Genomic DNA, 12,144 nt, shown 5'->3' on the forward strand with positions numbered 1-12,144 from the left:
TCAAGGCTGAAATAATGTTATGAAAGAGCGGAATTTTATCAAATTTCGTTATCAAGAAACATGCCTGTGTCACGGCTCGCAAATAAGCTTAAAAGTAAATTAAATGTTATCAAATTGATGTTGTTTTGAGAGGTGGGTAGGGTATATTGTCAGCACCTGTTGGAAAGTTGCTCTACTGTGCGGGTGGTTTTGAATTACGTAACTTAGGTTTTATTTTACGTAAGTTAAATGCATAAAAGCCAAATTTGCGTGACTACGCATTCTTGAAGCGTGGTTGTTGTATTCGTTGGATTTGTGAATTAAGGTCGCCGCCGCGGAGCAATAGACACTTTGCTTATCAATATAATAAGGAGTTTAGGATGAAAGTTGCAGTCCTCGGCGCTGCTGGTGGTATCGGTCAGGCGCTAGCATTACTGTTAAAAACCCAACTGCCTTCAGGTTCAGAACTCTCCCTGTACGACATCGCTCCAGTAACGCCTGGTGTGGCCGTTGATTTGAGCCATATCCCTACTGCTGTGAAAATCAAAGGCTTCAGCGGTGAAGACGCTACCCCTGCACTGGAAGGTGCTGATGTGGTACTGATCTCTGCGGGTGTCGCACGTAAACCGGGTATGGATCGTTCCGACCTGTTCAACGTCAACGCGGGTATCGTGAAGAACCTGGTGCAGCAGGTTGCTAAAACCTGTCCGAAAGCGTGTATCGGTATCATCACCAACCCGGTAAACACGACCGTCGCTATCGCTGCAGAAGTGCTGAAAAAAGCAGGCGTATACGATAAGAACAAACTGTTTGGCGTGACCACGCTGGACATCATCCGCTCCAACACCTTTGTTGCGGAACTGAAAGGCAAGCAGCCTGGCGACGTTGAAGTCCCGGTTATTGGCGGCCACTCTGGCGTGACCATTCTGCCGCTGCTGTCACAAATTCCTGGCGTAAGCTTCACCGAGCAAGAAGCCGCTGACCTGACCAAACGTATCCAGAATGCGGGTACTGAAGTTGTGGAAGCTAAAGCTGGTGGCGGATCTGCAACCCTGTCTATGGGTCAGGCTGCAGCTCGTTTCGGCCTGTCACTGGTTCGCGCACTGAGCGGCGAAAAAGGTGTGGTTGAATGTGCTTACGTTGAAGGCGACGGTCAGTATGCTCGCTTCTTCTCTCAGCCGCTGCTGCTGGGCAAAAACGGCGTAGAAGAACGTCAGTCTATCGGCAAGCTGAGCGCGTTTGAACAAGCTGCGCTGGAAGGTATGCTGGATACGCTGAAGAAAGATATCACTCTGGGCGAAGAGTTCGTTAAGTAAGCCGAAGAGAGGCCTGCGTGTATTTGTTGGCCTGAAAGCTGCGCGCCATCAGGCATTACGTGCTAACTCCCTACGATATCGCCTAATAAAAACCGGAGCCAATGTGCTCCGGTTTTTTTATGGTAAGTGGACAGCCAGACGTGACGTTAATTGGTGGCCGGGTATTCCTGAATCGTTACCTGCAGCGTCAGCTGTTTGTCATCACGCATCACTACGACGGAGATAACCGAACCAGGGCGAATCTCTGCCACCTGGTCCATCGTTTCCAGCGCAGATACCGCCGGTTTGTTATTGACCGAGATAATCAGATCGTTAACCTGAATGCCCGCCTGCGCTGCCGGACCGTCCGGCGCTACTTCGTTAACCACAATCCCCTGAATTTGATCCATTCCGCCACCCTGAGCGTGCAGTGGGGCAATTTCACGACCGCTGATGCCGATGTAGCCACGAATCACGCGCCCGTCACGAATCAGCTTATCCATGATTTTAGTCGCCAACTGAAACGGAATGGCAAAGCCGATCCCTTCCGGGGTTTCGCCATCGTTGCTCTTATCAAATGACAGCGTGTTAATACCCATTAACTCGCCCAGCGAGTTAACCAACGCGCCGCCAGAGTTACCGTGGTTGATGGAGGCATCGGTTTGCAGGAAGTTTTGCCGCCCAGTCGGGTTCAGGCCAATACGGCCGGTGGCGCTGATAATCCCCTGAGTGATGGTTTGCCCAAGGTTGTACGGGTTACCAATGGCGAGAACCACATCGCCGATGTGCGGCACGCGTTTATTATTAATTGGGATTGTCGGCAGGCCGCCAGTGGCGTTGATTTTCAGCACCGCAAGGTCGGTTAACGTATCAGAACCCACGAGCAGTGCTTCAAATACACGTCCATCCTGCAGTGCGACGATGATTTGGTCGGCATCATTAATGACGTGCTTATTGGTAATGATATAGCCGCGCTGATCCATGATAACGCCTGAGCCGAGCGTGCGGATCTCAAGCTGGTTGTGCGCGGTACTGTTCATACTGCGGTTATAAACGTTCACGACGGCAGGCGCTGCACGGCGAACCGCCGGGTTATAGCTGGCGGGTGTTTCATCTGCACTGTCGAACTGCGGTGCGGTAAGTGTATTTATTTTGCGCAGAGAGGGCATCGCGGCCAGCAGAATAGCGCCGACGATTAAACCAATCGCGACCGAACGTAAAAGCTTCACAAACATGATGGCGGCGTCATTAATAAAGGGAACGGCAGCAGCATATCACGAGTTTACCGGACATCACACGGGGGGCTGATGTCCGGTTGCAGGCGTTAACGCAGGAGCAGGTAGATAGTTTCGTTTCCGCGAACCACCTGCAGAGCAATGATCGACGGTTTCGCTTCCAGCACTTTGCGCATTTCGGCGATCGAGTTTACGCGATCGCGGTTAACGCCAATAATAACGTCATCTTTATGCAGACCGGCCTGCGCGGCTGGACTGCTTTTTTCAACGTTATCAATTTTGATGCCTTTGGTGCCGTCTTTTAGCTGACCATCGCTGAGCGTAGCCCCTTGTAACGCAGGTGCAATCATCTCCGCACTGGCGGACGATGATGTACTGGTATCCAGGGTGACTTCAACCTCCAGCGGTTTACCGTTACGCAGCAGACCCAGTTTGACTTTGGTCCCTGGTTCGGTTGTCGCAATGCGTGAACGCAGTTCGGCGAAGCTGTTGAGCGGTTTGCCGTTGAGACTGGTAATGACGTCGCCGGACTTTACTCCTGCTTTTGCGGAACCGGAGTTAGGCAGAACCTCGCTGACAAACGCGCCGCGCTGCACGTCCAGTTTGAACGCTTTGGCGATGTCGGAGGTCATCTCGGTACCTTTAATGCCCAACAGGCCACGTTTAATTTCACCAAACTGCATCAGCTGCTGCGCCAGCGTGCGCGCCATGTTGCTCGGGATTGCAAAGCCAATGCCGATACTGCCGCCGCCCGGGGCCAGAATCGCGGTGTTAATTCCAATCAGCTCACCGTTGAGGTTAAGCAGCGCGCCGCCGGAGTTGCCCCGGTTGATGGAGGCGTCGGTCTGAATAAAGTTCTCCAGACCTTCCAGGTTCAACCCGCTGCGACCCAACGCCGATACGATGCCGGAGGTGGCTGTTTGCCCCAAACCAAACGGGTTACCCACGGCCACCGCGAAATCACCCACGCGGAGTTTGTCGGAGTCGGCAATAGCAATTTGTGTCAGGTTGCTGGGATGTTGAATTTGCAGCAGAGCGATATCGCTCTGATCGTCGCTGCCGATAAGCTTAGCGTCGAACTCACGGCCATCATTAAGCTGAACGCTGATTTTTTGCGCCTGGTTAATGACGTGGTTATTGGTCAGGACGTAGCCTTTGGCAGCATCAATAATGACCCCTGAACCCAGCCCTTCAAAAGGTTGAGAAGGTTGATCGGGAAGTTCATCACCAAAAAACTTTTTGAACTCTTCCGGGACTTTCTGTCCCTGAGTGGCGGTGCCTTCGACCCTTACGCTCACCACGGCAGGTAACACTTTCTCCAGCATCGGGGCGAGGCTGGGAAGCGCAGCCTGACCGGGAACCTGGCCGGGAATTGACGCTGCGGCCGGGAATGGCGCCGAGAGAGTTAACCCGACACTTAACGCTAATGCACTCAACAGCTGGGTTTGTTTTTTCATGGATCCTGCTCTCGTACCTTGAGTAAACGGAAGATGATTCAAAACAGTTTGATGTTATTGAATTTTCGGTTTGGTCACAATGAGGCTAACGACTAAATAATAGCTGGGACGGGAAGAGAAGCGGAGGGCGCAATTGCTGCGCCCAATAAATTTCTTAACGATGTGCGGTTAGTCGCGCTTTGCGCCGCTACGCAGCAGGCCTGATGCCCCTTCAGAATAGTCACGCGGCATCTGAACCGGCGCCTGATCGTTGCCTGCTTCGGACTCTGCCAGACGATTACGGAACGGGTTGTTTTCTGGCGACATACCCGGCAGCAGGTTGCTGGAGCTTTTCGCCATATGCTGGTAGATCTGACGATAATCGTCCGCCATGTTATCCAGCAATTCAGCGCTGCGGGCAAAGTGGCTCACCAGCTCTTCGCGGTACTCTTCCAGCTCAGCTTTATTTTTTTCCAGTTCGTACTGCAATGCCTGCTGTTGGCGTAATTTACGATTACCAAAACGCATGGCTACAGCACCAATAATGATACCGACGACTAACCCAATTAGCGCATATTCCCAGGTCATGAACATCTCCCGTTGTCTTGTGTTTCCGTAGGGTGTTGGCTTTAGGCTCCATGCCCGCGCCTGATTATGCCACTATAACCGCTAATCCCGTAGAAGTGGAATCCCGTGTTTATATCACGTAATGTAGAACGGCCTTTTTTTCGTCAACCGTGAGCGACGGCACATCGATTCTCAAGGAATAACAATAACATCATGCAAAGCCTTTCCCCGACATCGCGTTACCAGCAAGCACTCAAAGACGGCAGTCATCAACCCGACAATGTACAACTAGAAGCCGTGAATCGACTGGAAACAATTTTCCAGGCGCTTACGACGCCGACACGTCCTGCACCGCAGGAGAGCGGACTGATGGCGCGTTTTGGCAAATTGCTGGGCAAGCGTGAGTCACCGACCAACGCGCCGGTGCGTGGTTTGTATATGTGGGGCGGGGTTGGGCGCGGAAAAACCTGGCTGATGGATCTGTTCTACCATAGCCTGCCGGGCGAACGTAAACAGCGTTTGCACTTCCACCGTTTTATGCTGCGCGTCCATGAAGAGCTTACTGCCTTACAGGGGCAGAGCGATCCGTTGGAAATCATTGCCGACCGTTTTAAGGCCGAAACCGACGTGCTGTGCTTTGACGAATTTTTTGTTTCCGATATCACCGATGCCATGCTGCTCGGCGGCTTGATGAAAGCGCTCTTTGCCCGTGGTATTACGCTGGTGGCGACCTCCAATATTCCGCCAGATGAGCTGTATCGTAACGGTTTGCAACGCACGCGCTTTCTTCCTGCCATCGATGCCATCAAACAGCATTGCGACATCATGAATGTTGATGCTGGCGTCGATTATCGTCTGCGCACCTTAACGCAGGCGCATTTGTGGCTGTCGCCACTGAATGAGGAAACCCGCCAGCAGATGGATAAACTCTGGCTGGCATTAGCGGGAACCAAAGGTGAACATGCGCCGACGCTGGAGATCAATCATCGTCCGATGCAGACGCTGGCCGTCGAAAACCAAACGCTGGCGGTGTCGTTTACCACGCTCTGTGTCGATGCGCGTAGCCAACATGACTACATTGCGCTGTCGCGTCTGTTTCACACGGTGCTGTTGTTTGATGTGCCGGTCATGACCTCGCTGATGGAAAGCGAAGCGCGGCGTTTTATCGCGCTGGTGGATGAGTTCTATGAACGCCATGTCAAGCTGGTGATCAGTGCGGCATCACCACTCTATGAAATTTATCAGGGCGAGCGTCTGAAGTTTGAATTTCAGCGCTGTTTGTCGCGTTTGCAGGAGATGCAAAGCGAAGAGTATCTGAAGCGGGAACATTTAGCCGGTTAAACCTGCCACAAATCACATAAAGGGGTCGATCTTTGACCCTGACTTCTCTATAATCTTGCGACCCCACGTTACGAGAGAGTTTTTTTCCCAAAACTTTCTATGCGCCGGCATAGGCTATTCGAAGGGGTAGGTTTGCTGGACAATGTCGTGTGAACCTCAACTGACAAAACGTTTGGGTGTTCACCAACGTGTAACTTATTTATTTGGGTAAGCTTTTAATGAAAACTTTTACAGCTAAACCAGAAACCGTAAAACGCGACTGGTATGTTGTTGACGCGACCGGTAAAACTCTGGGCCGTCTGGCTTCCGAACTGGCTCTGCGCCTGCGCGGTAAGCACAAAGCGGAATACACTCCGCACGTAGATACCGGTGATTACATCATCGTTCTGAACGCTGACAAAGTTGCTGTAACCGGCAACAAGCGTACTGACAAAGTGTACTATCACCACACCGGTCACATCGGTGGTATCAAACAAGCGACCTTTGAAGAGATGATTGCTCGCCGTCCTGAGCGTGTGCTTGAAATCGCGGTTAAAGGCATGCTGCCAAAAGGCCCGCTGGGTCGTGCTATGTTCCGTAAACTGAAAGTTTACGCTGGCAACGAGCACAACCACGCGGCACAGCAACCGCAAGTTCTTGACATCTAATCGGGATTATAGGCAATGGCTGAAAATCAATACTACGGCACTGGTCGCCGCAAAAGTTCCGCAGCTCGCGTTTTCATCAAACCGGGCAGTGGTAAAATCGTAATCAACCAACGTTCTCTGGAACAGTACTTCGGTCGTGAAACTGCCCGCATGGTAGTTCGTCAGCCGCTGGAACTGGTCGACATGGTTGAGAAACTGGATCTGTACATCACTGTTAAAGGTGGTGGTATCTCTGGTCAGGCTGGTGCGATCCGTCACGGTATCACCCGCGCTCTGATGGAGTACGACGAATCCCTGCGTGGCGAACTGCGTAAAGCTGGCTTCGTTACTCGTGATGCTCGTCAGGTTGAACGTAAGAAAGTCGGTCTGCGTAAAGCACGTCGTCGTCCTCAGTTCTCCAAACGTTAATTGTACTCTGCTTCGGCAGACAACAATTTGCGAAAAAACCCGCTTCGGCGGGTTTTTTTATCGTTTTTCTCCCCGTAGATCCACGGTAATCCGCTGATTGCCACCTCTTTTTCCCCATTTCAAGAATCGACTCACCACAAAGGTCACAAAATCTGGTAAACTATCATCCAATTTTCTGCCCAAATGTCCGGTATCGTTCATTTTTTGTTTGTATTTTGAACAGTAATGGCTTTTCCGAATCTGGGTGACATCACTTCTGGCTGGCCACTGAGTGGCTGGTAGCAGTAAAAATTCTGAATATACCTGGAGGTTTTCATGGCTGTCGCTGCCAACAAACGTTCGGTAATGACGCTGTTTTCTGGTCCTACTGACATCTATAGCCATCAGGTCCGCATTGTGCTGGCTGAGAAAGGTGTTAGTTTCGAGATTGAGCATGTGGAGAAGGACAATCCACCTCAGGATCTGATCGACCTCAACCCGAATCAGAGCGTACCGACACTGGTGGATCGTGAGCTGACCCTGTGGGAATCTCGCATCATTATGGAATACCTGGATGAGCGCTTCCCGCATCCGCCGCTGATGCCGGTTTACCCGGTTGCGCGTGGTGAAAGCCGCCTGTACATGCAGCGTATTGAAAAAGACTGGTACACGCTGATGAACGTCATCGTGAACGGTTCTGCTTCTGAAGCCGAAGTCGCGCGTAAGCGTCTGCGCGAAGAACTGCTGGCAATTGCGCCAGTATTTGGCCAGAAACCTTACTTCCTGAGCGATGAGTTCAGCCTGGTAGACTGCTACCTGGCGCCGCTGCTGTGGCGTTTACCGCAGTTGGGTATTGAATTCAACGGTGCAGGTTCGAAAGAACTGAAAGGGTACATGACTCGCGTCTTTGAGCGTGACTCTTTCCTGGCTTCTCTGACTGAGCCTGAACGTGAAATGCGTCTGGGCCGGGGTTAACCTGTATGGATTTGCCACAGCTAACACCACGCCGTCCGTATCTGCTGCGCGCATTCTATGAGTGGTTGTTAGACAACCAGCTCACGCCGCATCTGGTGGTGGATGTGACGCTTCAGGACGTGCAGGTTCCGATGGAATATGCGCGTGACGGGCAAATTGTTCTGAACATTGCACCGCGTGCGGTGGGTAACCTGGAGCTGGCTAACGATGAAGTGCGTTTTAACGCGCGCTTCGGTGGTGTGCCGCGTCAGGTTTCTGTACCGCTGGCGGCAGTTCTGGCAATTTATGCTCGTGAAAATGGCGCCGGTACTATGTTCGAACCGGAAGCCGCCTACGACGAAGATGTCGCCAGCTTAAATGATGACGACAACGACGCGCCTGGTTTTGAGAGTGAACCGGTTATGTCGGTTATTGATGGCGATAAGCCTGATAATGGCGACGACAACGATCCGGATGACACGCCGCCGCCGCCTCGCGGTGGGCGCCCAGCGCTACGCGTAGTGAAATAAAAAACAGGCCCTTTGGGGCCTGTTCTGTTTTCTGGCTTCGGGGTCAGTAAAACAGTGCGATGGTGGCTATCATATTCACCACAAATCCCACCGCCATCGGGATAGCCGTACGTTTTACCACCTCAAAGGGCGATACGCCGGCAATACCCGATGTCACTACAATTACCGCAGTAATGGGGGACACCGCCCGGGCCAGCGTAGTAGCAAAATGCATCGGCATAATCATCACTACCGCAGGAATATGTAGTCCGGCGGCTATATCCGGAATCAGGCTGGCAAAAGACATAAACGGCGCGTTGCCTGACCCCATAACGATCGCACAAGCGGCAATAACCACGGCCATGATGATCATCACGCCGATGCCGCCGAGACCGGAATGCTCTGCGCCCTTTATTACGGCGTCGACAGTCCCGATAGTCGTCAACCCTTTCGCAAAGATCTCACCGGCGACCACCAGCGTGACAACGTTGGCAAACTGCGTCCCCATGCCGTCAAAAAAAGCCTGCACATCATCCATCGTTTCGCGCAGATTATGTTTATGCAGGAATTCTACAAACATGGTCAGCGTCATGCTCATCAGCATCACCACCACCAGATTCAGCTCTGCTTTCATTAGCCCCATATGTGCAAGGGCAAGCGATCCCAGCATCAGAAGCAACGGCATAACGGGGAGAATGGCGTAATAGAGTGGAGGTACGTTTTCCAGCGTCTTTTGTTCAGCGAATCCGTTGCTTTCCGGGAATGCTTTTTTATCGAACTGCCGCTGAACGAAAAAATGCGCAATAGCGACGGCAACGATCACGCACGATGCGACGGGTAACTGATACTGAAAGAAGTAGGTAGCGATTTTCATGCCTGCGACCTGCGCGGCAAAAATTGAGTTGGTTTCCAGGATGCCCCACTCAATTGACATCGAGGTGGCAATGACCGCCACCGCGGATAAACGACTAACGCCAAGACTGACCAGCGTCGGGAACAGCGTCACCATCAGCAGCATGCCTAAACCGGAAGCGCTGGTAATGAACTGAGCCATGATCTGACCAATCACATAGGTGGCAGCAAGAACAACATAAGGTGAGCGGATTAGCTTTAATGGGCGGCTTAACAGGCTAACCATCGCTCTGCTGGCTCCCATCTTGTCCATATAACGGGCATAACCGCCGACCGCCATGATTGATAACCCCAGTCCGGCCGCCCGGGTGGAAAGCATCCGCAGAATTTCGTTGTAAATATCGACCAGCAGATAGCCGCTGCTCTTGTCGTCAGCAACCAGCGCGCCGTAGCCCAGCCAGACGCCGCAGATCATCAGGAAGATCCCGGCGGCGGCCAGCACGATCTGCGGCTTGTAGTTTTTGAGGATCAGGTAACCCATCGTTAATAAAACGATGACAGAGATAATGATGCCGAACATTGTTTCACTCCATGCCAGAGAAGAAGATAAATCCGGTAATAATGCTGTTGTCAAAACGGATGTTATATTTTTTCGGGTGCTTTTTATGGAGTGAATATCTTATTTTTAATTCGATGTTTAAATTATTTATCGTTATAAAATAGAATGTTATGATAATTTATCACGTTCATATTCATAAATTTCATGAAGCGAATATGATGCTGTTTAATTAAAGAAAAGCGTAATGATTAAACATAATAAAATATCCTGAAGATAGATATTACCAATAAGTCGCCCAGCCCGATTGACCATCATTTCACCCTGCTTTCGATCCTGTGTTAGGATAAACCTGCTGTTGTTTGTCACCACGACTTAGCTGAATGGACCCTATGAACGCATTTGATTCGCAAGCTGAAGACTCTCCATCCACCATTGGCCGTAGCTTACGCAATCGCCCGCTGGCGCGTAAAAAACTGTCTGAGATGGTTGAAGAAGAACTGGAGCAGATGATTCGTCGTCGGGAATTTGGCGAGGGCGAACAGTTGCCGTCTGAGCGGGAGCTGATGGCCTTCTTTAACGTGGGCCGTCCTTCTGTACGAGAAGCGCTGGCAGCGTTAAAACGCAAAGGTCTGGTACAAATCAACAACGGCGAGCGCGCCCGCGTTTCGCGTCCTTCGGCTGATACTATTATCAGCGAGCTGTCCGGTATGGCGAAAGATTTCCTCGCGCATCCCGGCGGCATTGCCCACTTCGAACAGTTGCGACTGTTCTTTGAATCAAGCCTGGTCCGATACGCCGCCGAACATGCGACGGACGAGCAAATCGACAGACTGGCGAAAGCGCTGGAGATCAACAGCCAGTCGCTCGATGACAATGCGTTGTTCATTCGCTCGGACGTTGATTTTCACCGTGTGCTGGCGGAGATCCCGGGCAACCCCATCTTTATGGCCATCCATGTTGCGCTGTTAGACTGGCTGATTGCAGCTCGTCCGGCCGTCGCCGATCAAGAGTTGTATGAGCACAATAACGTGAGTTATCAGCAGCATATAGCTATTGTCGACGCAATTCGCCAGCGCGATCCTGAAGAAGCGGACCGCGCACTGCAAGAACACCTCAACAGCGTTTCCGCGACCTGGCACGCCTTCAGCAAAAGTAAAAAATTGCGTAAGTGATCGCGATCCTGACGATCGTTTAAACACAAAATCATTCAAGTTGCATCAAGGCGGCAAGAGAGCGAGCCCCCTGGAGCATAGGTAACTATGTGACAGGGGTGAGCGAACGCAGCTAACGCAGAGGCAGCTTGAAGAATGAAGTGTTTAGTGAAGTAGATCGCACTATAAGCGTTCTGTATTGTATTGCTGCTTATTTGATCTGGTATAACAGGTATAAAGGTATGCAGTCAGATAACACTAATCATCGTCAGAGGTCGTTATGGCAAGAGATTTAAAAGGCGTAATGCCAGCATTGTTAACCCCATTCGATAATCAACAGCGACTGGACATCGAGAGTCTGCGCCGCCTGGTTCGTTTCAACATTGGTCAAGGTGTAGATGGGCTCTATGTCGGTGGCTCAACGGGTGAGGCCTTTGTTCAAAACCGCGTTGAAAGAGAGCAGGTACTGGAAATTGTTGCCGAAGAAGCGAAAGGCAAGGTGACGCTTATCGCCCACGTTGGCACGGTAAGCACCGAAGAGAGCCAACAGTTGGCGAGCGCCGCGCATCGCTACGGCTTTGATGCGGTTTCGGCGGTCACGCCGTTTTACTATCCGTTCAGCTTTGAAGAGCATTGCGATCACTATCGCGCGATTATTGATTCCGCTGATGGTTTACCGATGGTGGTCTATAACATTCCGGCGCTGAGCGGTGTGAAATTGACGCTGGATCAGATCAACACGCTGGTGACGTTGCCGGGCGTTGGTGCGCTGAAGCAAACTTCAGGCGATCTCTATCAGATGGAACAGATCCGCCGCGCTCACCCCGATCTGGTGCTTTATAACGGCTATGACGAGATCTTCGCTTCTGGTCTGCTTGCGGGGGCAGATGGCGGTATCGGTAGCACTTACAACATCATGGGATGGCGTTATCAGGGAATTGTGAAAGCGCTCAAAGAAGGCGACATCCGGACGGCGCAAAAGCTGCAAACCGAGTGCAATAAAGTTATCGATCTGCTTATTAAGGTTGGCGTGTTCCGCGGCCTGAAAACGGTACTGCACTATATGGATGTGGTTTCTGTCCCACTGTGCCGTAAACCATTTGCCCCGGTAGATGAACAATATCTGCCGGAACTGAAAGCGCTGGCAAACCAACTGCTGGCGGAAAAGGCGTAATCGCGGGTCGCCGGGGGCGCTTCGCTTGCCCGGCCTGGATTTTTCGACTTTAGGCCGG

Annotated in this window: 12 protein-coding genes; 8 read left to right on the forward strand and 4 right to left on the reverse strand. The window is 51.7% G+C overall.

Going from position 1 to position 12,144, the window contains the following annotated elements:
* Positions 1-359 precede the first annotated feature (359 nt).
* Entirely contained in the window at positions 360-1,295 is a 936-nt protein-coding gene (mdh, locus tag WHR59_RS02365) for a malate dehydrogenase (protein ID WP_003025158.1), read from the forward strand.
* 146 nt (positions 1,296-1,441) lie between these two features.
* On the opposite strand, the gene degS is transcribed toward mdh, so the two are convergent.
* The 3 genes from degS to zapG form a co-directional block, all read right to left on the reverse strand.
* Positions 1,442-2,509, reverse strand: coding sequence for an outer membrane-stress sensor serine endopeptidase DegS (gene degS, locus WHR59_RS02370; protein WP_003025154.1), 1,068 nt, complete (start codon positions 2,507-2,509; stop codon positions 1,442-1,444).
* Positions 2,510-2,598: 89 nt separating this feature from the next.
* On the reverse strand, positions 2,599-3,966 hold the full coding sequence (gene degQ / locus WHR59_RS02375) for a serine endoprotease DegQ (RefSeq protein ID WP_043017816.1): 1,368 nt from the start codon (positions 3,964-3,966) through the stop codon (positions 2,599-2,601).
* Between the two features lie 168 nt (positions 3,967-4,134).
* Positions 4,135-4,533, reverse strand: a complete 399-nt coding sequence (gene zapG / locus WHR59_RS02380) for a Z-ring associated protein ZapG (protein ID WP_003025147.1) — start codon at positions 4,531-4,533, stop codon at positions 4,135-4,137.
* Between the two features lie 192 nt (positions 4,534-4,725).
* Between zapG and zapE the strand changes: the two genes are divergently transcribed.
* The 5 genes from zapE to sspB all read left to right on the forward strand — a co-directional run bounded on the left by zapE (position 4,726) and on the right by sspB (position 8,371).
* Entirely contained in the window at positions 4,726-5,853 is a 1,128-nt protein-coding gene (gene zapE / locus WHR59_RS02385; RefSeq protein ID WP_075145568.1) for a cell division protein ZapE, read from the forward strand.
* Positions 5,854-6,071: 218 nt separating this feature from the next.
* A complete protein-coding gene (rplM, locus tag WHR59_RS02390) occupies positions 6,072-6,500 on the forward strand; it encodes a 50S ribosomal protein L13 (protein ID WP_003025141.1) in 429 nt (142 codons plus the stop codon).
* Between the two features lie 15 nt (positions 6,501-6,515).
* On the forward strand, positions 6,516-6,908 hold the full coding sequence (gene rpsI / locus WHR59_RS02395; RefSeq protein WP_003025138.1) for a 30S ribosomal protein S9: 393 nt from the start codon (positions 6,516-6,518) through the stop codon (positions 6,906-6,908).
* Between the two features lie 315 nt (positions 6,909-7,223).
* Entirely contained in the window at positions 7,224-7,862 is a 639-nt protein-coding gene (sspA, locus tag WHR59_RS02400) for a stringent starvation protein SspA (RefSeq protein ID WP_003025132.1), read from the forward strand.
* A gap of 5 nt (positions 7,863-7,867) precedes the next feature.
* Complete coding sequence (sspB, locus tag WHR59_RS02405; protein ID WP_043017814.1) at positions 7,868-8,371, forward strand: ClpXP protease specificity-enhancing factor; 504 nt, start codon at positions 7,868-7,870, stop codon at positions 8,369-8,371.
* A gap of 43 nt (positions 8,372-8,414) precedes the next feature.
* Here sspB and dcuC read toward each other — a convergent pair whose 3' ends face one another.
* On the reverse strand, positions 8,415-9,782 hold the full coding sequence (gene dcuC / locus WHR59_RS02410) for an anaerobic C4-dicarboxylate transporter DcuC (RefSeq protein WP_338843550.1): 1,368 nt from the start codon (positions 9,780-9,782) through the stop codon (positions 8,415-8,417).
* A gap of 359 nt (positions 9,783-10,141) precedes the next feature.
* On the opposite strand from dcuC, the gene nanR reads away from it, so the two are divergent.
* Together nanR and nanA are read left to right on the forward strand one after the other, a co-directional pair.
* A complete protein-coding gene (gene nanR, locus WHR59_RS02415; protein ID WP_075145571.1) occupies positions 10,142-10,933 on the forward strand; it encodes a transcriptional regulator NanR in 792 nt (263 codons plus the stop codon).
* Between the two features lie 259 nt (positions 10,934-11,192).
* Complete coding sequence (gene nanA / locus WHR59_RS02420) at positions 11,193-12,086, forward strand: N-acetylneuraminate lyase (protein ID WP_047408311.1); 894 nt, start codon at positions 11,193-11,195, stop codon at positions 12,084-12,086.
* Positions 12,087-12,144 lie beyond the last annotated feature (58 nt).

This window comes from Citrobacter europaeus, assembly GCF_037482245.1.
GTDB classification, from domain to species: domain Bacteria; phylum Pseudomonadota; class Gammaproteobacteria; order Enterobacterales; family Enterobacteriaceae; genus Citrobacter; species Citrobacter europaeus.

Coding starts and splice junctions, on each gene's coding strand:
- mdh (WP_003025158.1), top strand. CDS start 360: ATGAAAGTTGCAGTCCTCGGCGCTGCTGGTGGTATCGGTCAGGCGCTA.
- degS (WP_003025154.1), bottom strand. CDS start 2,509: ATGTTTGTGAAGCTTTTACGTTCGGTCGCGATTGGTTTAATCGTCGGC.
- degQ (WP_043017816.1), bottom strand. CDS start 3,966: ATGAAAAAACAAACCCAGCTGTTGAGTGCATTAGCGTTAAGTGTCGGG.
- zapG (WP_003025147.1), bottom strand. CDS start 4,533: ATGACCTGGGAATATGCGCTAATTGGGTTAGTCGTCGGTATCATTATT.
- zapE (WP_075145568.1), top strand. CDS start 4,726: ATGCAAAGCCTTTCCCCGACATCGCGTTACCAGCAAGCACTCAAAGAC.
- rplM (WP_003025141.1), top strand. CDS start 6,072: ATGAAAACTTTTACAGCTAAACCAGAAACCGTAAAACGCGACTGGTAT.
- rpsI (WP_003025138.1), top strand. CDS start 6,516: ATGGCTGAAAATCAATACTACGGCACTGGTCGCCGCAAAAGTTCCGCA.
- sspA (WP_003025132.1), top strand. CDS start 7,224: ATGGCTGTCGCTGCCAACAAACGTTCGGTAATGACGCTGTTTTCTGGT.
- sspB (WP_043017814.1), top strand. CDS start 7,868: ATGGATTTGCCACAGCTAACACCACGCCGTCCGTATCTGCTGCGCGCA.
- dcuC (WP_338843550.1), bottom strand. CDS start 9,782: ATGTTCGGCATCATTATCTCTGTCATCGTTTTATTAACGATGGGTTAC.
- nanR (WP_075145571.1), top strand. CDS start 10,142: ATGGACCCTATGAACGCATTTGATTCGCAAGCTGAAGACTCTCCATCC.
- nanA (WP_047408311.1), top strand. CDS start 11,193: ATGGCAAGAGATTTAAAAGGCGTAATGCCAGCATTGTTAACCCCATTC.